Source organism: Brevibacillus sp. SIMBA_040, from assembly GCF_046535075.1.
In the GTDB taxonomy this organism is placed as follows: Bacteria; Bacillota; Bacilli; order Brevibacillales; family Brevibacillaceae; genus Brevibacillus.
Genome location: NZ_JAWRXI010000002.1, coordinates 245,167 through 267,153 on the forward strand (window position 1 = coordinate 245,167; position 21,987 = coordinate 267,153).

The following is a 21,987-nucleotide window of genomic DNA, read 5'->3' on the forward strand; positions in this document are numbered from 1 at the left end:
GCACGTAGCTACTTCCAATCTGTGTACAAATCGGTGCGGCGGTCACGCCAAGTTGTTACCGAGCCTTTTTCCCGTACATCATACAATAGCTGGATGTCCAGATCAGCAGTAACCAGCATGTCGTTGTTGATTTCTCCTTCAGCCAGTACACCACGAGGTGGGAAAGGAATATCGTTTGGCGTCAAAATAGCTGCCTGTCCAAAATTCGCGCGCATAAAGTCGACTGTAGGCAGAGAGCCTACTGTACCTGTCAAAACAACGTACACCTGATTTTCGATCGTGCGTGCATGGCTTGTATAGCGCACACGATGGAAGGCATGGCGATCATCCGTGCAGGATGGGCAGAAAATCACATCAGCTCCTCGTGCCTTGGCAATCCGCACCCATTCAGGGAATTCAATATCGTAGCAAATGATCATCGCTACCTTGCCTTTGTCGGTTTCAAAAATTTGCAAAGAGTCTCCGGCTCCCATATTCCAGCCTTTGACTTCCCAAGGTGTGATGTGAATCTTCTTTTGCTGGCCTACGCGGCCATCCGGGTAAAACAGAAATGCCGTGTTGTATAGCTTTCCTTGTTCTTCGATGATGTGTGTGCCGCCAATCAGGTACATCCCGTATTTGGCAGCAAGTGATTTGAACAATTTTATGTATTGCTCGGTAAAGGACGGCAAGGCTGTAATGGGCAGCGCATTGCCATTCTCATCCCCAATCGACATCAGCTGGGTCGTAAACAACTCCGGGAATAGAAGAAACTCAGTATCGTACTCTTGAGCATTTTTTACGTAATGCTCCACTTGTGCAGCAAATTCATCGAAGCTATGTATGGTGTGCAAATGATACTGCACAGCAGAAACGCGCATTTTCATCCCACTTCTTCCCTTCCACTTTACTATTATTAAAATATATCAAATACGAGCAGCAAAGTCTTCCATCCAGTACGAAAAAGTCACCCACCGCGGGTGATGGGTGACTTGATTTTACTGTACTGCTTTGCTTGCTATTTGTACGACTGTCTTATACAAAAGCTCTGTGCCAAGGGCGATATCCTCATAGGTAGAATACTCCTGTGGATTGTGGCTGATCCCGTCCTTGCAGCGCACAAAGATCATTCCGTAATCACATACGTAGGATAAAGCTAGAGCGTCGTGAAAAGGACCACTCATCAGCTCTCGTGGCATAATTCCCAGCTCCTTGCTTTGCTCATGCAGGATAGCTTTGATCCAATTTGCACAATACCGCGGATCGCTGTTGGTATCCTCTGTGATCGTATAGCGCAGACCACCTTCCATGGCTGCCTGCTCGATCACTTCGCGCAGGGCCTGTTCCCGTGCGTCCCGGCGGGTCAAATCAATATCACGCAAATCTACTGTAAATCGGACTCGTTCCGGAATAATATTCCGTGAATCGGGGAACACCTCCAAATGCCCAACTGTTCCGACAGTGGGAGCCAATGGATCAAGCTTTGCCAGCTCATTGACAGCCATAATCACTTTGGCCGCACCTAACAAGGCATCTTTTCGCATGTCCATCGGGACTGAACCTGCATGCCCCGCAAAGCCTGTCATTTCCACCGTCCACCACAACGGTCCGGAAATGGCGGAGACGATACCGATCGGCTCATCGGCATTGTCAAGGATCGGCCCCTGTTCGATATGCAGCTCTAGATAGGCTCCAATGCTCCCCTCAGCGTATTGCGACTCTTCCAAACGATCTGGATCACATCCAAACTCGATGAGTGCTTGCCTCCGGGAGACGCCATTCTTGTCTGTCCGTTCCAAATCTTCTGGTTGGATACGCCCCAGAATCCCCCACGAGCCAAACAACCCTTTTTGGAAGCGGCACCCCTCCTCGTCGCAAAACGATACTACCTCGATCGGCTGATGCGGCACTACCCCCTGCTCTTTCATCGTCTGGACCACTTCCAACCCACCGAGAACTCCGATCACTCCATCGAACCGCCCTCCGTACGGTTGGGAATCAATATGGGAGCCAATCATCAGAACAGGGGCACCATCATCTGTTCCAGCTAATCTGCCGATCAGGTTGCCGAAGTTATCAATCCTTGTTTGTAGCCCAGCCTCCTCCATCCAACTGCGAACCAGCACCACTCCAGCACGATCCTCCTGTGACAACGCCAAACGGCAAACACCGGTTTCTCCTATTTTTCCGATTTGGGACAATTGTTCGATTCTTTTTTGCAGCCGCTGCTCATTTATCATCAGAGTTCCGGCCTTCACATTCATGCCTGCAAGACCTCCTCGTCTTGGATTTGATAGACTAGCTCTCCATCAATCATGGTCATCGCTACTTTCCGTTCTTTGATTCTCTCCACCGGCGTATCCAAAATGTTGCCGTCAAGAACGACCAGATCAGCCAATTTACCAGGCTCGATACTTCCTTTTATCCCCTCCTCAAAACTAGCGTACGCTCCGTTCCAGGTAAACATCCGAATCGCTTCCATCACACTCACCCTCTGGTTGTCACCCACCGCTTGACCCGACTTGCTCTGGCGATTGACTGCCGCATGAATCCCGATCAACGGGTTAAAATCAGTGACAGGACTATCCGATGCACCTGCCGCAATGATTTGAAGGTCGAACTGATCCCGTGCCGGAAACATATGTCCCACACGCTCCCCGATATTTTTCACGTACGAATCTCCATAATCGTAAATAAAAGCAGGGTTGGGGATCGGGACAACACCGAGACCAGCCATTCTTCTGAGCAAATCAGGTGCTGACACACCAGCATGCTCGATTCGGTGACGGTGGTTTTCACGCGGATGAGCTTCCAGAGCTGCTTCAAAGCAATTTAAAAGCATTTCGATGGCACGATCTCCCTGGGCATGAGCGGTAATTTGAAATCCTTTTGCATGTGCCTCTCCCAAAATGGTATTCAACTCGTCCTGCTCGTAGTAGAGAATTCCGTAATCTTCCGGCTTGCTCGTGAACGGCTCCCGCATCGCCATCGTCGGGGCGATGCTTGCTCCGTCTGTAAAAACTTTGGCCGGACCGATGCGGAACCGATTATCTCCTGTGCCTGTCACCAGCCCCGCATCAATCATTTTTCGCACAAAATCCTCGGATTGGTTCAATGAGCAGATGATCGCGTAGATTCTGACTTTTACATCACCCTCTTGCACAGCTTTTTGCATCGCCCGATAATTTTCCGGTCCATATCCACCCGCATCATGAACACTCGTAATCCCCGCTGCTACGAAATCTTTGGATGCCATGCGCAGTCCCTTTTTGTACTCCGCTTCATTGAAAGCAGCCAGTTCAAACATTTTCATGTGAGCCGTTTCCACGAGAAAGCCAGTCAATGCCCCACTTTCATCTCGATCGATTCGTCCTCCCTGCGGATCAGGTGTGTCACGGTCATACTGGGCAATCCCCATCGCGCAACTGTTGACCACCGAGTGATGAGCGCATGTCCTCATGACAAAAATCGGATGGTTCGTTGAGATTTCATCTAATTCTGCGAGCGTCGGATAGCGTTTTTCCATCATGAGATTCTCATCAAAGCCACACGCCCGCACCCATTCTCCAGGCGATGTCTTATGTGCTTGCTCTTTTAGCGCATCAAGTAGTTCTGCAACAGATTGAATTCCCCTCGCTTTGCAATCCACCCCCAGCTTGTTCGTTCCGTAGATGGTAATATGCAAATGCGCGTCAATAAAACCAGGCAAGAGACTTTTTCCCTGCAAATCGATAATCTTCGTTTCTGCATGAATGTGTTGTTTGATCTCCTCGTTCGATCCGGCTGCGAGAATCTGATTTCCTTTCACCGCTACTGCTTCCATGATCCGATTTTCTGCATCCACCGTCACCACTTGTCCATTGAGAAACACTGTATCTGCCATCTCATTTCCTCCTTTTGCTTTTGAAATCGATCTATCTGTTAAAGCGTTGGCGTTCCTTCTGTCTTTGCTCCGTGCGGATTTAATACGGGAGTACCTTTCGTCACAAATGTAACGGTAAACATCACTACAACATTGACAATCAAAGCAACAACCCCGATATTGAGATCCTTCATGACGGGAGGCCAATTCGGAAGCATCGTCGCAATCGTTATTTTCGAAATCGTCACATAAGCTACCACAGTTACACCACTCAAAATTCCTGCAAACGCACCGTACTTATTCACCCATGGCTCCTTTTTCAGACTGAACAAGAGAGCGGGAAACAATTGTGTGACCAAGCTGTATCCCATCAACAGCAGAGTGACCAGTGTATCGCCGCCACTCAGCGTAAAATACAGCGAAATGAGTGATATAACAGGAACGAGCCATTTGGCAATTCGTGCGATTTGCGCTTCGTTAGCCTGTGGTGCCATTACTTTATAGACATTTTTAGCCAAGAGAGTAGCTCCCGTCATCAACAGCATGGAGCCTGGCACCAGGGCTGTCAGCAAGCCAGCTGCGCCGATAATACCGACGATCCATGGATCAAACGTCATAAGGGACAACCGCAATAGCGAGAGGTCTCCATCCGCTCCTTTTAGTCCTGGCACCTGCAAGATGGCAGTGAAGCCAACAAAAAATACGAACAGAAGCATAAGTGTATACAAGGGCAGCATTACTGTATTTTTGCGGAAAACGTTTTCATTTTTCGCGGAAAAGACAGACCCAAATGTGTGCGGCCACATGTAGAATCCAAATACAGTAATCAATACCGTCGAAATATACCATGAGATACTAAGTCCCTCTTCAGGAAAGGTCAAAAATCCGGGATTCGCTGCTTGCACAGCCTCAAACATCGGCTGAATTCCCCCGTAGTAATGAAAAGGCAGGTAGAGTCCGAGGAAGACGACGACAAAAAAGATCATGATGTCTTTAATCGCCGCAGTCCACGCTGAGCCATGTATACCCGAGATCATGACGTAAATCGTTACTACGATGACCCCGATCCAGACCGCTGCAGCTGGCGATATAGAACCATATGAAGCTTCGGACACGATGATGCCCAAGCCTTTGAATTGCAGCACGAGATATGGAATAATCGCAATGACGCCCACCGCGGCAACCAAAATACCTAATACCGGACTTTTGAATTTACTGACAAAGAAGTCTGATTGGGAAACGAGATTGTTTTCTTTTGCATAACGCCAGATGGGAGGGAGTAGCCAATAAGAGATGACGTACGCAAGTGAAATGTACGACAGAACATAATAGGCCGGGGCGCCTTTGGAGTAGGCCCATCCGCTTCCCCCGAGAAAAGTAAACGTCGTGTAGATTTCACCAGCCACGAGCAGAAAGATAAAGATAGATCCAAAACTTCTGCCACCGACAGTCCACTGCTCCATGTTCATGTCCTTCCCTCTTTGGGCGCGAATCCCCGAGTAAAAGGACAATAAGAGGAAAGCAAAAATGATCAACAAGGCGATGTTCATGAACTCTTCTCCCCCTTTGTAGCAGGATCCAGTTTGTTCAGAACGACCATAAACACAGAGGTGAGCACCACCCATAGCACAATCCAAAACAGGACAAAAGGCATACCCATTACGTACGGCTCCACTTGATTTACAAACGGTATACCTCCCAGCATCCCTAGGAACGGCACTCCCCCAAGCCAATCTCTCGCTTTCATGCAAATCCCCCCTGTTTGTTCGATTTGTCCCATTGCCCCAAGACACACTGGACATGTAAGCTAAGATTATCTAAAAATTCAATTTTCTCCTTTGTCCGGTTTGACAGAAAATAGGACGCCGTTTTGTACAAGTAGATAAAACCATCGAACAACGGGGTGAATCGAGTGATAACGGTACGTGAATTGATTGAGGTCGGAGGGTTTGATGAGACAGCAGTGCTTGCAGGGGAAACGTTTTTAGAAAAAGAACTGTTAGGTGTAACTTCTTTCGACTCGCCAGATGGTCATAAGTGGCTGCGCCCTGGTGAATTTGTCTTAACAACGGGCTTTCCTTTTCTCACGCACAAAGAATCGAGTGAATCCGGGCTGATCAAACTAATCGATGATCTGGTCGAGGTCGGGACACCTGGACTTGCCATCAAGCTCGGGAGATACATCGAATCGCTTCCGCCAAAAGTCATCACCCATGCACTGAACAGACAGATGCCGATTCTTTCTTTTCCCATGGAAAAGGCATGGTCTGATGTTATCGTTCCGGTCGTTCGTTACATTAACGACAAGCAGCGGATGGAGCTCGTTCAAACCCATGCGATTTACGAACGCTTCCATAGACACTTAACCTCTGGTGATCCTGTATCGAATCTTATCCCTTTGCTTCATGATGTTTTGCAATCTCCCATCTCCATTCATGTTCCGACACTGAAATGGAATTGGGAGACACCCCCTGCCATGCGAAAAGATGAAACGATTGTATATGTGGACAAGCAAATAGGACAACATGCGCCGCGATGGATGTTAAATCAACCGCTTGCTCGAATGACCAACGGTCTTTTCGTGCGCTGGCTTCTTCACGATCAGAAAGTACAAGGGGCCATTCTTTTGCGACAGCCAGATCGAGACTTATACGCTTGGGAGAAGGTCGCTATTGAACAAAGCGCTGCTTTGTTGTCACTCGAGATGGAACGCCAACGTACGGTGAGTGAGACGTATCAACGATTTCGCAATGATTTTCTGCAACTACTCGTCAGCGGAAAGTATGGATCCCGCCACATGTTGATTCGAAAGGCTGAAGAGGTAGGTTGGGAGCTTGCTGAACACTATATCGCTGTTGTCATTAGCGTTAAGCCACATTCTAGTCCGGATGTGGAGACATGGAAAGAAAACCTGACTCTGCTTGAAACAATTCGCCGCATACTCTCTATGTGCGATCTGCCCATTCTATTTGGATTGGATCAGCATAATCGAATCCTCTTGCTTATGCCCGCTACCGAAAATGACGAATCAGCTGCAAAAGGGATTCTTACCGATCTAATGACAACTCTCGCTTTGCAATGGCAACATCCTGTTTATCTCGGGATAGGTCGCCTCCATCATAGCTGGGAGGGCATTGTGCAAAGCTATCATGAGGCGCAAATTAGTTTTCGTTCTGCTACTCATGCCATCGGCTTAGCGAATGCCCCTCTACTCCATATGAAAGATTTTAACGAGCTAGGGTTGGAACGAATCCTTTTCGCAGACAAGCCTGGCGCTGAAGCTCATGCCTTAGCAGAAGAGTACCTTGGTAAAATTGCGCAGTACGACAAAGAGAAAAACGGACAATTGCTCTATACCCTCCAAATCTTTCTACAAGTAAATGGAAATTATGTAGAAGCCGCTAATCTGCTGTTTGTACACAAAAATACAATCAAGTATCGACTGCAATTGATCCGCGATTTGACTGGGCTTCATCCGGAAAACGGACAGGACCAATTGATGCTGCGCATAGCCATGACTGTACATTCCTTTGGGTATCAGGCATGATATTGATATAATGAAGGGGAGGTCAAGTAGGAGGAACGTACATGGATGATTGGTTGAACAAGCCCGTAAAAACAATCGACAGACCGAAAAAGCGCGGCATCGTCGAATATGTCGATGATCAGTATATTGTGGTTTACTTTACCATTCCGCGAAAAGAACGTGTCATCTTTTCCAGCAAGGAGTCATTCCTGAACAAAATCGAGTTTATGGAAGACCGCACAACCTAATCTTGCAATAAAAAAGCCTTTGGCTCGTCGCTACATAGCGCTGCCAAAGGCTTTTTCTTCATTTCATGCTAGCGATTAAGCGTAATGCTCTTCACGCAGCTTTTTGATCTCATCGCTTTCCAGGTACTCGTCGTACGTCATCATTTTATCAATAATGCCTTTTGGCGTGAATTCAATGATGCGGTTCGCGATCGTTTGCACGAACTGGTGGTCATGGGAGACGAACAGCAGTGTACCGTCGAAGTCAATCAGACCGTTGTTCAATGCTGTGATGGATTCCAAATCCAAGTGGTTCGTAGGTTCGTCCATGATCAGCACGTTGGCGCTAGCCAGCATCATCTTGGACAGCATGCAGCGAACCTTTTCTCCCCCGGACAGTACGTTTGCTTTTTTCAGGGCCTCGTCACCAGAGAAGAGCATGCGACCGAGGAAGCCGCGAATGAAGGTCTCGTCTTGGTCTTTAGAGTACTGGCGCAGCCAGTCAACCAGGCTCAGATCCGAGTTGAAATACTCCGCATTGTCTTTCGGGAAATACGCTTGCGAAGTCGTAACGCCCCATTCGAAAGAACCGTTATCTGGTTGAATTTCACCCGTCACAACTTGGAAGAAAGTAGTTTTTGCCAGTTCATTGGGACCGACGAATGCCACTTTATCCCCTTTGTTGATGGTCAGGTGGAGGTTTTCAAACAGCTTTTCGCCCTCGATGGTTTTGCTCAAGCCTTCTGTAGCCAAGAGGTTTTTGCCTGCTTCGCGCTCTGGCTTGAAGTTAATGAATGGATATTTGCGGCTGGACGGACGAATATCATCCAGCGTAATTTTCTCCAGCAGTTTTTTCCGTGAGGTTGCCTGCTTGGATTTGGAGGCATTGGCGGAGAAGCGCGCAATAAACTCCTGCAATTCCTTCATTTTTTCTTCTTTTTTCTTATTCTGATCACGAACCATTTTCAGTGCCAACTGGCTGGATTCATACCAGAAATCATAGTTACCCACATACATTTGAATCTTGCCGAAGTCGATATCAGCGATGTGTGTGCACACTTTGTTCAGGAAGTGACGGTCATGGGAAACGACGATAACGGTGTTTTCATAATCCGCCAGAAAGTTTTCCAACCAACGAATCGACTCGATATCCAAGTGGTTCGTAGGCTCATCCAGCAGCAGGATGTGTGGATTACCGAAAAGGGCTTGCGCCAAAAGAACCCGTACCTTTTCCGTACCGGAGAGGTCCTTCATGAGCTTGTCATGCAGATCCGTCGGAATGCCCAGGCCGATCAAAAGGCTCGCTGCGTCTGCCTCGGCCATCCAGCCGTTCAGCTCCTCGAACTCGCCTTCCAACTGGGAAGCGCGATTTCCGTCTTCTTCGGAGAAATCTTCCTTCATGTACAGAGCTGTTTTCTCTTCCATGATTTCAAACAGACGTTTATGACCCATGATGACTGTCTTCAACACTTCGAAATCGTCAAATTCAAAGTGATTTTGCTTCAATACAGCGATACGCTCTCCTGGTGTAACCGAAACGTGACCACTGGTCGGATCGATCTCTCCAGAGAGGATTTTCACGAATGTAGACTTCCCTGCACCGTTCGCACCGATGAGGCCGTAACAGTTACCAGGGGTAAACTTAATGGATACATCTTCAAACAGTGCGCGTTTGCCGTAGCGCAGCGTCACGTTCTGAGTGCTTATCATCGTCGCAATACCTGCCTTTTTTGAATCGTTCAAACACTTATCTTACCAGAGAAAGCCTCATTTTGCAAAAAGAAAGGACCAGGTTCCGAAACTGGTCTTGGGACTGCTTAACTGAAAAATAGAAAGCCTTCACATAGGGAAAGCTACCTGTGAACAGTCATCCTTTGAGAAAAGAGGTCGAAGCAATGTCCAAGAAGAATGGCGTCAAAAACGAAATGGGCAACAAAGAAAATCCTTCACAGACAAGGTCCTCCACAACGGTAGGCAAAGAAGAAACCCGCTCCAAACAACGCGGAGAGTAATCCATTCCATAACGACAAACCGGTCTTGGCATAGTGCTGACCGGTTTGTTCTTTTTACTATGTTTTCTTTATACGCTGACCTGCAGGGGAATAAAGATAGGTGCCGGCGTGACAGACTGTCCTTCCTCTACGTAGAAGGATAAATTGTTTAAAGTTACGTACACGGTTCCGTTCTCGACCAAAGCCAATTCAGCAAAGCGCTGTCGACTCATTTCAGCTTCAAATACTTCGTTTGTATCCAGTCGTTTTAAATCGAGGCGAACGATTGGACCTAACAGAGAAATACGGCTGACTTGCGCCTGTACAGCCTGGATTGACGGATTAGCAGGAGCATGAAGCGATACTTCTACATCGTGCGGACGCATGTAACCGACCGCTGGAAGCTCGACTGTCTTGTTCTCCCACTCGGTTTCAAATTCTGCCTCTCCCAGCTTGATCTTGCCTTCATGAACTCTCCCACGAAACAGATTGACGCGCCCCAAGAAGCTGTAAACAAACGGGTTCGCCGGATGATGATAAATATCTTCGGGTGATCCAACCTGCTCCACCTTTCCCTCATTCATAACGACAACTTGATCCGCCAGCTCCATCGCCTCTTCCTGATCGTGCGTCACAAACAAGATCGTCAAGCCCAGCTTTCCATGCAGATGCCTGAGCCACCTGCGAAGCTCCTGCCTCACTTTCGTATCCAACGCTCCAAACGGTTCATCAAGCAACAAAAACTTGGGCTCTACTGCCAATGCCCGTGCCAAAGCCACACGCTGACGCTGCCCACCTGAGAGCTGTGACGGATAGCGATGGGCAAGACCCTCCAGCTGCACCAGCTTTAGCAGGGAGTTCACCTTTTCCCGGATTTCTTCTTTGCTCGGTCTGGTTTTACGGGAACGAACAGTCAAACCAAATGCGATATTATCAAAAATATTCATATGACGAAAAAGGGCGTAATGCTGGAATACAAATCCTACTTGCCGCTCGCGCACATCGCGATCCGTATTGTCCTCACCGTTAAAAAGGATTCTTCCCTCTTCAGGCTGCTCCAAGCCTGCAATCAGCCGCAGCAGAGTCGTTTTTCCCGAGCCAGATGGTCCAAGCAGCGCCACCAGCTCCCCCTCTGGGATTTGCAGACTGACATTTTTCAAGGCGGTAAAATTTTTATACGACTTGCTTATGTTATCTACCTCAATGCTCATCCGGCTCTCTCCCCTGTCACGTCATTATAAGGTTCCTCTTCTACGCCTGACTGCTTTTCTGTCTTCCACTCAATGAAGCTTTTTACAATCAACGTCACCAATGCCAAGGCTGCAAGCAAGGTCGCTACAGCAAAGGCGGCGGCAAATTGGTACTCGTTGTACAAAATCTCAACATGCAGCGGAAGCGTATTTGTCATCCCTCTTATGTGTCCAGATACCACTGATACAGCCCCAAATTCCCCCATTGCCCTGGCGTTGCACAAAATCACCCCGTATAAAAGCCCCCATTTGACATTGGGCAACGTCACACGAAGGAAGGTCTTCCAGCCACTTGCTCCAAGCGAAACGGCAGCCTCCTCCTCATCCTTGCCTTGTGCTTCCATGATTGGGATCAATTCACGGGCAACAAACGGAAACGTCACGAAAGTAGTCGCCAGTACAATGCCCGGCACTGCAAAAATAATTTTGAGATCGTGCAGATCAAGCCATGGACCCAAAATTCCTTGACTGCCGAACAAGAGCACAAAAATCAGACCTGCGATAACAGGAGAAACTGCAAAAGGCAGATCGATCAAGGTTAGAAGCACGTTTTTCCCGCGAAATGAGAATTTGGCGATCGCCCACGCAGCTGCTATCCCAAAGGTCACATTAAGCGGAACACTAATCGCTGCCACCAAGAGCGTAAGCTTGACAGCCGAGAGTGTCTCTGGATCAGCAATCGAGGCAACAAAAACACCTGCTCCCTGTTTAAAGGCTTCGGTAAATACCGCGATCAACGGCAGAATTAGAAACAGCGCAAGGAACAAGAGGGCTACACTAATCAATATCCAGCGCACGTAGGCCGGTTCCGTCAAATGCTTCACTACAGACGCCTCCTATCTGGCTGCATCAAATTTGTTAATTCTCCACTGCAAATAATTGATGATCAACAGCATGATAAACGAAGCTACCAGCATGACGGTCGCAATGGCAGTTGCTCCAGCGTAATCAAATTGCTCCAGCTTCGTCATGATTAAAAGAGGCACGATCTCCGTCTTTAACGGCATGTTTCCCGAAATAAAGACGACAGAGCCGTATTCACCAAGAGCCCTGGCAAAAGCAAGCGCAAATCCGGTTATGACTGCCGGAAGCAAATGTGGCAAAATGACCCTGAGAAAAGTATTCCAGCGGGTTGCTCCGAGGGTAGCCGCCGCTTCCTCCATCTGCAAATCCCAATCCTGTAAAACAGGCTGCACGGTCCGGACGACAAAGGGCAAGCCAATAAAGGTCAGCGCTACCCATATTCCGAGTGGTGTATAGGCTACCTTAATCCCCCACTCTGCCAAATATTGTCCAATCCAGCCGTTCTCGGCATAGATTGAGGTCAAGGCAATGCCTCCCACCGCTGTCGGCAAAGCAAACGGCAGGTCAACAATCCCATCAATGATGCGTTTTCCAAAAAACTGATAGCGAGCGAGTACCCAGGCCACCAACACTCCAAATACTGCATTCACGCAAGCGGCGAAAAAGGACGAGACAATACTGACGCGAATCGAGGCAAGTACTCGAGAATCGAAAATGGTTCCGATGAACTGCTCCCAGCTCATCGTTGTCGCTTTTAAAAACAGAACTGACAGAGGGATCAATACCAATAGACTCAAGTAAATGATCGTATAACCCATTGTCATGCCAAACCCAGGCAAGAACCCTCTGTTATTCAGTGATTTTCTCATGGAGATAACTCCTCTGATGGGATTGTATGTTTATGGCTTATATAACTGATCAAAAACGCCTTGATCGGAGAAATGAACCTTTTGAGCGTTGGTCCAGCCACCGAACAACTCGTCAATCGTAAACAGCTTGATTTCTGGGAATGCTGGTGTATGAGCTTTGAGAACTTCTACCGAGCGTGGACGATAGTAATGCTTCGCAGCAATCTCCTGCCCTTTTTTCGTGTATAGGAATTGCAGGTAGGCTTCTGCTACCTCACGGGTCTTGTGCTTATCAGCGTATTTGTCGACTAGCGTCACTGGCGGCTCTGCCAAAATGCTGATCGACGGGTTTACAATTTCAAATTTGTCTTTGCCCAGCTCGTTGACGGCCAGATACGCTTCATTTTCCCAAGCAATCAACACATCCCCGATTCCGCGCTCAACAAAGGTTGTAGTCGAACCACGCGCTCCAGAGTCTAGCACTGGGACATTTTTGAACAGGTTGGTTACGAACTCCTTTGCTTTTGCTTCATCGCCGTTGTTTTTTTGCAGCGCATAGCCCCATGCAGCCAGATAATTCCAACGGGCACCGCCAGACGTTTTTGGATTAGGTGTAATGACGGAAATGCCAGACTTAATCAAATCGTCCCAATCCTTGATCTGTTTTGGGTTTCCTTTGCGAACGAGAAAGACGATCGTTGACGTATAGGGAGAGCTGTTGTCAGGGAGCTTCTTTTGCCAATCCGCCTGAATGAGTCCTCGTTCTGCGAGGGCATCTATGTCATAGGCGAGCGCGAGTGTCACCACATCCGCTTCGAGACCGTCAATCACGGAGCGAGACTGCTTGCCTGATCCTCCATGTGATTGTTTGATGGTAAGGTTTTGCCCTGTTTTTTCTTTCCACTCCTGTGCGAATTCCTTGTTCACATCCTGATAAAATTCCCTAGTCGGATCGTACGACACATTCAGCAGATCCAATGCAGGGCCAGCCTCTGAAGCACTACCACCCCCATCTGTTGCTGCAGAGCATCCCCCGATAGTCGCAGCCAAAACAATTATTCCCAACCGCTTCAGTGTGGATTGGATCATGCTGGTTTTCTTTCTCATGTGGTTGTTTTTCACTCCCTTATAATCTCTACTAGTTTAATCGGAATACTTTGATATTTTGAATTATACATCCCTTTTCAACTCTGTCAACGATATTTCAATCTACGGTATGCCCAAGACGCGGGCTAGGTTCTGATGACACATGCCTAGAGGGGAAATTTGGGCACAAGCTGGATGTCCTAACCAAAAAGAAAAAGTGTGCCCCGGATTTAGCCGAAACACACATTCCTCCATTTTGTTATTCAAGCGAATATTACGAGTACGCTCTCTTGCTCAGCTGCAAGGCATCCTGTAAATCGGCAATCTCTTTTTGCAGCTTGGTAAACCCTCTGATCTCAGGCACATGCTTCATCGGGGTTACTCCTTTTTGCTCGGCAGACTTGGCCATCGTCTCAAAAACCAGGAGCAGCTGCGACAGCGTTTGGTCAGAGAGGATGGGACAATTCGACGATTTCAGGCATGATTCAAGCAAGTACCCTACCTGTACGATTGAGAAAACAACAGGCCAGATCATTTCTAAGGCAACTTTATTGCTCGGAATTTCGCCTACCGCAGTTTCGTAAACAAGCTTTAGGTTCGTGATGTTCGTCTGCATTTTCCTTCGCTCACTCGATTCGATTACATCCACGTCATTTCTGTGCTCCGAGAACAGAGTAAACAAGTATTGCTGCTGACTGCGTATCGTTTTCGCGATCAAATGCGGGAGTAAGCTCGAAGCCTTCCTCCGTCCAATCAAAGAGGTGCCAATCAATCCGATCCCACACCCAATCACTACATCAACCACTCTGGCTGTAGCAAAGAAGGCCAGGTCGTGAATCTGACTTATGCTTTCAGCAAGTAGAAGCGCATTTGGCGTGATAAAGAAGGCAGCGATCCCATAGTTGACGACAATCGATAGCTCTGTCAACGCAGTCAGGAATAAGACGATAAGTGCGATCACCAGCCCTTCTGGCCGTACAGAAAGAATAATGCTCGCGACCATTATTCCTACGATCGTCCCAAATGAACGCTGTAGCGCACGATGAAAGGTTGCAATAATCGTCGAGCCCGACATGACTGCTGCGCAGGACAACGTGATCCAGTAGGATCGGTTGAATTCGAAGGAGTATGCCACAAAAGCTGCAATCATCAGCACGACACCAAATCGTATGGAGGTCAAGAAGACGATTGAGTTTTTATCAAAAGCGCCACCGAAAATACTGACAAGCGATTGTCTTGGGAGCGAGATTTCCCGATCCGTCTGACCGAGTGGCACATCGATCATTGCGCTTGCCTCATTTAGTTTATCAATCAACGTTTGGACAACATTATTTTCTTCATGAGAGCCATGCAGCACAACGTCTTTCTCTTTGCGCTTTTTCGTCAATGAATCGGAAATCGCCCTTACATGATCAGCTAATTCAGGAGGGAGCGCTGTTTTATATCCTTCAAAATGCTCCAGAAGATAAACAAAAATCGCATTCGCTTGGTCGTTTAACAAAAGCAAACGTTTATAATACTCCCGACTGTCCCACGGCACTTTTCCTGCCAGCAGGGTCTCTTCTGCCGTACGCATGGTTAGTACAAGCTTTTGCCTGACTTCCATCCACTTGTCAGTACCCGTTGCCTGAATCAGTGCTGCTAGTTCCTTATAAACCTTTTGTACAGCGACAGTTTCAGGTCCATGCGGATTCGTAATCCAGCCTGCCATGCCCATTACCCACGCGAATGCTCCTCCTAAAAAAACAAGCCCTGCACGCAGGGGAGCAAGCGAAGGATCGAGTGGCATTCCTGTAGCCATCGTGAAGCCAAGTATGAAAAAGATCGCTGCAGGTCCCTTGATTTGCAGCGCGCCAAATACAAATGTCGCTGCGGAACCGATAATACCTACCATAATGGCTGATGCAAGTGGATGCGCAGCAAGCAGTGTTCCCAAGCCGACCGAGAGCGTCATTGCAGCGGCAACAAAAAACAGCCTTTTTGCTCTTTGTACGTACGGAATGTGAAATACATACAAGTAAGTGAAGCTCCCGATCCCTGACAACAAGCCATAGGATAGATTCCCGAAGATAACGCCGATGACGATCGGAAGACCCGCACATATGCCTGCATTGATAGCTCTTGTCCACGGAAGCGGATTGCGATTCATTTGAAAAGCTTGCGTAAACATCGAAAGGATCGTATAAAATAACGACTCAGGGGACTTCATTACGGCGTCTTCCTCCCCGTTTTAAGCTGAAAAAGGTACTCGTATATCCCTTCACGGACAAAATGAATACGCCTATCATTACTCATTACTTCTTGTTCTATTCGTTCGATTGCTTCCCCCTAAAATGAAAAAAGCAGTCATCGAAATGACTACTTTTTATCGCTAGAGCAACTGATTGATTGATCACATTCAATTGCTGGATGGCATTCTGGATAGCTTCGTTTCCTTGCTTCGCCTCTTCAGCTGATTCTAGCGCCAAAAGAAACCAGCATGCTACGGCGGCTACCGAACATGCTGGTTAAATAATCTTGTAACATACTATTCACGAACATGTTGGCATAAATTCCACGCAAATAAGATAACCCCTACCCCCAATCCTAACGAGCCGACGATCGTTCCCACGACGAAGGATTCCATTTGTGTAAAAAGCATGAGGAACAAACAGCCTTGCATAATCGGTAAACAGAGGTTGTGCAACCAAAAATGCCATTTTGCAAGTCCAGTCTTTGCCGCTTGCGGATACGCTCGATAAATAAGTCCAATAATCGCAAGCGAGACCCAGCCCGCTAAATTGAGATGTGCATGAACCGAAGAGTAGGCAAATGCTTTCGTAATGCCCATAACAATCCCCAGAATAATCGCAATGACAAAATATAAGGCGGCAATCCGTAAACAACGTGCAGCCACTTTCTCTCACCTCCCTTCGCCCTTCACTTTATGACTATTTTCCTACTGCTTATGTGAGTACTAAAAAACGGACTGTCTGCTCGACAATCCGTTTACATAATAATATTTTGGTTAACAATACTGGGATTTTTAACACGATCAAAGGCAAACAAATCTGCATCAGAGTGGCTGCCTTTGGTGATGAGATCGGCAATAATCTGGGCGCCTATTGTTGCATAGACAGTTCCATTCCCACCATAGCCGAGGCAAAACAGGCAGTTTGGATATCCCTCCTGCTCCCCAAACAACGGTAACCCGTCATGCGTGCCGCAAAAGGTCGCTGACCAATAATACTCTGCCCGTAGCGACAGCTGAGGAAACAGCGCCTGAATTTTTGCCAGCAGTTGATCGCGCTTGTTGAATACGGCAGCATCCCTTTTACGGAAGTCCCTCTCTGTATCGTCGAGACCACCCGCTATGACTCTACCGTCCTGACTCGTGCGTATGTAGAGATAAGGGCGAGCTGTCTCCCAGATTAAGCAAGCTTTTGGCCATCCCAGAAACGCCTTCACTGGATTAGTAACAATCGCATGTGAGCTGGACATCATCGCATTTGAATTGCGTCTCATCGACTGTGTTTCGTATCCAGAAGCAAATACGGCTTTTTTGCAGCGAATCCGATGTCCTGTCTTTGTGATGAGTACAAGATCACCTGCATCCATTTTGGTCACTGCCACTTCTGTATGCTCAAAGACCCGCATTCCTTTTTTGACAGTATCGGCTATGGTTCCATGTGTGAGCTTATACGGGTTTAGCTGAGCATCCCCTGTCGCGTAGATTGCCCCTGGCTTAGAAAATGAAAAACGCTGCTCAACTTCAGCCTGTGTCAAATACGTAACCGGAAAGCCAGCTCTCATCAAGCTCTCGTATTCTACACGCAAATCCTTAACATCCTCTGCCTTGCTAGCAAAATACAAGCTGTCACGTCGTACAAATTCAGGAAAATTGTCGAGCTCGCGTGAGATGTTTTCGAGGCGATCAAGAGCCTGCCAGCACAGCTCGTAAAAACGTCGACCTTTTTTCTCTCCAAAAGAATTCATGCACGAAGTGAGCGATTTGTCGTTGGCAAACTGAAGCAAGCCTGTATTGGCACTACTGCTTCCTTTTGCAATTCTCCGTTTTTCAAGCAAAACCACATCGACATCCTGCTTCAATAAAAAATGAGAACAAAGTGCACCTGCCTCCCCACCCCCGACAATGGCGACATCGCATGTGATATCTTCGGTTAATGGCGCGTATCGGTGCGGGTTTGGCAATGTTTCTGGCCAATACAGCTTTCCTGTCACCAGGTTCATGGACATGTCCCCTCATCACTAATTCCCACTTAGGGTATCCAATGAAAAGTTGTCCATCCACGCTATATCCACGGGTGTTCGATTTGCGCTATCATGAGGAAAGAGGAGTGATGAATCTTGATTATGGTTTATGTAAAGCGACCACACGAGGACGCATATAAAACGGAAATTGCCGATACAGACGTTTTGAACGAGCTGGTGGATGGAGATTTTGAAGTGGTTGAGGATGACAACCTGACTGGAATTTCCTTGATCGTAAACGAAGACGCGCGGGGTGTACTCGCAAATAATTTCCCTATCACCTCGGAGGGGTACCTAGACTGGGTGTACGGTCCTTGTGTCTTTGTAAAAGCAGATGGACTTTCACTAACCGATACAGATATTGAGCTGATCGATCAGTTTTTAGCTGCAAAAGTGTAGTCGCCAAAAAGACCCTCACCATCACGTTGCGCACCGTATGTGGCCGCTAAACATGATGGAAGGGTCTTTCTTCCCTTTTTTTGACGAAAGGGTTAGCCTTTCATTCCGCTGCTTCCGAAACCGCCGGAACCGCGTTCTGTTTCATCCAGCTCATCCACTACTTCAAATTGGGCAACCGGTACAATTCCGATGACGCCTTGGGCGATACGATCGCCTTTTTTGATCAAGTAGCTGTGGGCATCTACCTCTTGCTCGACAGTGACTTCCTTTTCGCTCGCATCCAGGCACACATGACCTTTTTGCTCGGAAGGAAAACGAATATTGTCAATCAATACGCACACTTCTCCGCGATAACCGGCATCAACCGTGCCAGGCGCATTGGACAAACGCAGCTTTGTTTTCGCACCGATCCCCGACCGCGGACGAACTTGCAGTTCAAAGCCTTCTGGCAGCGCAAACGCTAGCCCTGTCGGAATTTTCGCTGATTGTCCAGGCGCGATCAATGTATCCTCTACTGCGACAAGATCAAATCCAGCATCCATGGCACGCGCGTATTTCGGGATTACAGCATCTTCATGCAGTTTTTTAATTTTCACCTGTGCAACCAGGCGTTCATTGGTCATGTTCATCTAAAGTCTCTCCTCTATCTAGCCTTTCATCCTCACTTAGTGTACAAGAACCCCTCTTCCGCATCAAGGTAATGATCAGGTGCAATCCCATTTCCAACCAAGCATTTTTCATAAAAAGCTCACAATTCCCTTTCCTTTTCAGCGCTTTCCACGAAAAAATATGCTATAATCACCGTTGCATCTAAATTTAATATAGGATAAAGAAAGGGTGGATTGTACATTGCAAGTACAAAAACCATATCGCATTTTGTTATTTTACAAGTATACTCCGTTGGACAATTATGAGGAGTATGCAGAGCAGCATCTGAAATATTGCAAAGATAACGGATTGCTAGGTCGGATCGTCGTTGCTCCAGAAGGGATTAACGGAACGGTATCCGGAACCATCGAACAAACAGAAGCCTATATGGACTATGTTCGCAGCGACGCTCGCCTTGCGGACATGTGGTTTAAAATAGATGAGTCGGAAGAACACGCTTTTAAAAAGATGTTTGTCCGCGCGAAGCAAGAGCTGGTTACCTGGCGCTTGGAAAATGACGTTGACCCGAATGATAAAACGGGTACGTATCTGAATCCAAAACAATTCTACGAAATGATGCAAGAAGAGGATGTTGTCATTCTCGATGGACGCAACTACTACGAGTACGATTTGGGCCATTTCCGCGGTGCAATTCGCCCAGAAGTAGATTCTTCCCGTGAATTCCCTGAGTGGATTCGTGAAAACATGAGCCAGTTTAAAGACAAAAAAGTCCTCACCTACTGCACTGGCGGCATTCGTTGCGAAAAGCTGACAGGTGTTTTGATGGATCAAGGCTTCGAGAACGTTTACCAGCTTCATGGCGGTATCGTAACGTACGGAAAAGATCCGGAAGTACAAGGTCGTCTCTGGGACGGAAAATGCTACGTATTCGATGAGCGCATCTCGATTCCAATCAATCATACAGAGGAAGACGTCGTAATTGGTCGCTGCTACTATTGCGGTAAAGTCGAAGACCGCTACCTCAATTGCGCGAACCCGTTCTGCAACAAACAGCATTTTTGCTGCCCGGAATGTGAACAAACTTATAAGCGTTCCTGCTCGGACGAATGCCGTGAGCATCCCCGCAACCGTTTCGTAGAGGCTGAAAAGAAAGCAAAGCTTGCAGCGGCAGAAGCTAAAGCATACTAACAAGGCCAAAGAGCTGACTTCCAATACGGAGGTCAGCTCTTTTTTGAATTTCTTTCCCTCGCCCCCACGTTCGTACTGTCTGATTACATCTCTGTCTATTTTTGGTAAACTAAAAAAGATCAAAACCATATGACAAAGGTGGAGTCCGATGGTACCCAATCATGAATCAACCATACTCGAATGGCAAGCGGCTATGGATGAGAATACGACGACCTCCCGCGAGCTGACTCTCGCCTTTCTCAAGCGAATTGCAGCCCATGATAAGCAAGGTCCAACTATTAATGCGATCTGTGAGATTAATCCAGATGCCCTCGCCATAGCAGAAGCGCTCGACCGGGAACGGATCGTATCAGGCAGTCGAGGTCCGCTTCATGGAATTCCTATCCTGCTCAAGGACAACATCGCGACAGGTGATTGCATGCATACGAGCGCAGGAGCATTGGCACTTGCCGATTCCTATGCATCCGCAGACTCATTTGTAGCTGCTCGTTTGCGTGAAGCTGGTGCCGTCCTTCTGGGCAAAACGAACCTGACCGAATGGGCAAATTTTATGTCCGATCACATGCCAAACGGATATAGCTCACGCGGTGGACAAGTTCAAAACCCGTATGGTCCGGGAATCTTTGATGTTGGCGGCTCCAGCTCAGGCTCTGCTGCTGCCGTGGCTGCCGGCTTTGCGGTGGCGGCAATCGGGACAGAAACATCCGGTTCGATTCTTTATCCGTCCGTTCAAAATTCATTGGTTGGCATCAAGCCTACGGTTGGCTTAATCAGTCGTAGTGGGATCATCCCGATCTCCCATACACAGGACACGGCTGGCCCGATGGCACGTACCGTGTCCGACGCTGCAATCGTGCTTGGGGCACTCACAGGAATAGACGTAAGCGATCCCGTCACAGGAAAAAGCGAATGTCTTGGTCATACAGATTATCGCCCTTTTCTCGATCGCGACGGACTGCGCGCTGCGCGTATTGGAGTCATTCGCTCTCATTTTCAAGCTGAATGCGATGCCGATGAAATTCAATTGTTCGAAGCAGCGATTGCCCAGTTGAAAGAAGCTGGCGCCATCCTAGTAGATTCAGTCACGATTCCTTCTGAGAGTGCTGCATGGGGTCGTAGTGTCCTTTTGCATGAATTCAAATCTGGTGTGAATGCTTATCTCAGGACCTTGCCTGCCTCCTACCCCATCCGAACACTCCAAGACGTAATCGAATTTAACCGCGCTCACGAGGAACAAGCGCTACGTTACGGTCAAAGCTTGCTGGAAAGATCGGAGCAAACAAGCGGTACGTTGACGGAACCAGAATATTTGCAGGACTTGTTGTTCAATTTGGAAATGTCACAGGTCGGTGGCATAGATGCCGTGATCAAAGAGCATTCGCTTGATGCCCTGCTGTTCCCAGGTTGTACGGGTGATGAAATTGCTGCACGGGCAGGATACCCTTCCATTGCCGTTCCAGCAGGTTATACAGGAACAGGCAAGCCGTTTGGCATCATGTTTACTGGACTTGCCTTCCAAGAGCATGTCTTGGTTCGCCTGGCTTATGCCTATGAGCAGGCGAGCCATTTGCGAGTTGCACCTAAGTTGACCTCCTAAATTGTTTCCCCAATCAATAAAAAATGGAATCCACTATTACGCTTACGGAAAAATTAACATGTACTCACGAGAATACAGCGAACGCAAAAAAGGCCATCCCACAGAGGATGGCCTTAAAACTTGTTATCAGCATTGCTTCATTTCAGTAATCTCGTACTGCATCGAACCAGCGTTGAGCTATCTCCTCCGGTATAGGCTGGCCGATTAGGTGGTCAGACTGACTTAGTTGCCATACAGCTTCACCAAGATCTTCTCGTTCAATGGTTTCGATACCTTTGAGGGTATTTGAAACGTACGGTGAAGGCGGTAATGACTGCCTCCGCGTCAGCAAGACTGCGTGCTTGGGCCAAGGCGAGCCAGCAGCATAGAC

The 21,987-nt window shown here is 47.8% G+C and carries 19 protein-coding genes and 1 pseudogene; 5 read left to right on the forward strand and 15 right to left on the reverse strand.

Annotated features, from left to right (window positions below; all coding sequences use genetic code 11):
- Positions 1 to 8: 8 nt before the first annotated feature.
- The 5 genes from SB752_RS04150 to SB752_RS04170 all read right to left on the reverse strand — a co-directional run bounded on the left by SB752_RS04150 (position 9) and on the right by SB752_RS04170 (position 5,588).
- Positions 9 to 866 (reverse strand): carbon-nitrogen hydrolase family protein, encoded by an 858-nt coding sequence (locus SB752_RS04150; protein ID WP_410714466.1) that lies wholly within the window; start codon positions 864 to 866, stop codon positions 9 to 11.
- Positions 867 to 977: 111 nt separating this feature from the next.
- Entirely contained in the window at positions 978 to 2,243 is a 1,266-nt protein-coding gene (locus tag SB752_RS04155) for a M20 family metallo-hydrolase (protein WP_410714467.1), read from the reverse strand.
- Positions 2,240 to 3,862 carry an amidohydrolase gene (locus tag SB752_RS04160; RefSeq protein ID WP_410714468.1) on the reverse strand — a complete coding sequence of 541 codons (1,623 nt, stop codon included), beginning with the start codon at positions 3,860 to 3,862 and terminating at the stop codon, positions 2,240 to 2,242. Before SB752_RS04160 ends, SB752_RS04155 begins: the two co-directional genes overlap by 4 nt.
- A gap of 38 nt (positions 3,863 to 3,900) precedes the next feature.
- The gene (locus SB752_RS04165; RefSeq protein ID WP_410714469.1) at positions 3,901 to 5,391 is read right to left on the reverse strand and encodes a sodium:solute symporter family protein; all 1,491 of its coding nucleotides are present in this window, start codon (positions 5,389 to 5,391) and stop codon (positions 3,901 to 3,903) included.
- Positions 5,388 to 5,588: a DUF3311 domain-containing protein gene (locus SB752_RS04170; protein WP_410714470.1), complete on the reverse strand. Its 201-nt coding sequence runs from the start codon at positions 5,586 to 5,588 to the stop codon at positions 5,388 to 5,390. Before SB752_RS04170 ends, SB752_RS04165 begins: the two co-directional genes overlap by 4 nt.
- 165 nt (positions 5,589 to 5,753) lie before the next feature.
- On the opposite strand from SB752_RS04170, the gene SB752_RS04175 reads away from it, so the two are divergent.
- Both SB752_RS04175 and SB752_RS04180 read left to right on the forward strand, forming a co-directional pair.
- Positions 5,754 to 7,388: a PucR family transcriptional regulator gene (locus SB752_RS04175; protein WP_410714471.1), complete on the forward strand. Its 1,635-nt coding sequence runs from the start codon at positions 5,754 to 5,756 to the stop codon at positions 7,386 to 7,388.
- A 41-nt stretch (positions 7,389 to 7,429) separates the two neighbouring features.
- On the forward strand, positions 7,430 to 7,615 hold the full coding sequence (locus SB752_RS04180; RefSeq protein WP_410714472.1) for a hypothetical protein: 186 nt from the start codon (positions 7,430 to 7,432) through the stop codon (positions 7,613 to 7,615).
- A 75-nt stretch (positions 7,616 to 7,690) separates the two neighbouring features.
- Here SB752_RS04180 and SB752_RS04185 read toward each other — a convergent pair whose 3' ends face one another.
- The 8 genes from SB752_RS04185 to SB752_RS04220 all read right to left on the reverse strand — a co-directional run bounded on the left by SB752_RS04185 (position 7,691) and on the right by SB752_RS04220 (position 17,803).
- A complete protein-coding gene (locus tag SB752_RS04185; protein ID WP_410714473.1) occupies positions 7,691 to 9,304 on the reverse strand; it encodes an ABC-F family ATP-binding cassette domain-containing protein in 1,614 nt (537 codons plus the stop codon).
- A 370-nt stretch (positions 9,305 to 9,674) separates the two neighbouring features.
- Complete coding sequence (locus SB752_RS04190; protein WP_410714474.1) at positions 9,675 to 10,796, reverse strand: sulfate/molybdate ABC transporter ATP-binding protein; 1,122 nt, start codon at positions 10,794 to 10,796, stop codon at positions 9,675 to 9,677.
- Positions 10,793 to 11,659 carry a sulfate ABC transporter permease subunit CysW gene (gene cysW / locus SB752_RS04195; protein ID WP_410714475.1) on the reverse strand — a complete coding sequence of 289 codons (867 nt, stop codon included), beginning with the start codon at positions 11,657 to 11,659 and terminating at the stop codon, positions 10,793 to 10,795. Before cysW ends, SB752_RS04190 begins: the two co-directional genes overlap by 4 nt.
- Before the next feature lie 12 nt (positions 11,660 to 11,671).
- Positions 11,672 to 12,508 carry a sulfate ABC transporter permease subunit CysT gene (cysT, locus tag SB752_RS04200; RefSeq protein WP_410714476.1) on the reverse strand — a complete coding sequence of 279 codons (837 nt, stop codon included), beginning with the start codon at positions 12,506 to 12,508 and terminating at the stop codon, positions 11,672 to 11,674.
- A 30-nt stretch (positions 12,509 to 12,538) separates the two neighbouring features.
- Positions 12,539 to 13,594, reverse strand: a complete 1,056-nt coding sequence (locus SB752_RS04205; RefSeq protein WP_410714477.1) for a sulfate ABC transporter substrate-binding protein — start codon at positions 13,592 to 13,594, stop codon at positions 12,539 to 12,541.
- Positions 13,595 to 13,847: 253 nt separating this feature from the next.
- Entirely contained in the window at positions 13,848 to 15,782 is a 1,935-nt protein-coding gene (locus SB752_RS04210) for an FUSC family protein (RefSeq protein WP_410714478.1), read from the reverse strand.
- 318 nt (positions 15,783 to 16,100) lie between these two features.
- Entirely contained in the window at positions 16,101 to 16,469 is a 369-nt protein-coding gene (locus tag SB752_RS04215) for a cytochrome-c oxidase (RefSeq protein WP_410714479.1), read from the reverse strand.
- 92 nt (positions 16,470 to 16,561) lie between these two features.
- Positions 16,562 to 17,803 carry an NAD(P)/FAD-dependent oxidoreductase gene (locus SB752_RS04220; protein ID WP_410714480.1) on the reverse strand — a complete coding sequence of 414 codons (1,242 nt, stop codon included), beginning with the start codon at positions 17,801 to 17,803 and terminating at the stop codon, positions 16,562 to 16,564.
- A gap of 123 nt (positions 17,804 to 17,926) precedes the next feature.
- Between SB752_RS04220 and SB752_RS04225 the strand changes: the two genes are divergently transcribed.
- Entirely contained in the window at positions 17,927 to 18,223 is a 297-nt protein-coding gene (locus SB752_RS04225; protein ID WP_410714734.1) for a DUF3846 domain-containing protein, read from the forward strand.
- A 92-nt stretch (positions 18,224 to 18,315) separates the two neighbouring features.
- On the opposite strand, the gene dut is transcribed toward SB752_RS04225, so the two are convergent.
- Complete coding sequence (gene dut, locus SB752_RS04230; RefSeq protein WP_410714481.1) at positions 18,316 to 18,852, reverse strand: dUTP diphosphatase; 537 nt, start codon at positions 18,850 to 18,852, stop codon at positions 18,316 to 18,318.
- A gap of 220 nt (positions 18,853 to 19,072) precedes the next feature.
- Here dut and trhO point away from each other — a divergent pair, with 220 nt between their 5' ends.
- Complete coding sequence (gene trhO / locus SB752_RS04235) at positions 19,073 to 20,020, forward strand: oxygen-dependent tRNA uridine(34) hydroxylase TrhO (RefSeq protein ID WP_410714482.1); 948 nt, start codon at positions 19,073 to 19,075, stop codon at positions 20,018 to 20,020.
- Between the two features lie 148 nt (positions 20,021 to 20,168).
- Positions 20,169 to 21,617: an amidase family protein gene (locus tag SB752_RS04240; RefSeq protein ID WP_410714483.1), complete on the forward strand. Its 1,449-nt coding sequence runs from the start codon at positions 20,169 to 20,171 to the stop codon at positions 21,615 to 21,617.
- Between the two features lie 142 nt (positions 21,618 to 21,759).
- Here SB752_RS04240 and SB752_RS04245 read toward each other — a convergent pair.
- Positions 21,760 to 21,970 (reverse strand): annotated as a pseudogene (locus SB752_RS04245) (hypothetical protein); the annotation flags it as partial.
- Between the last annotated feature and the right edge of the window lie 17 nt (positions 21,971 to 21,987).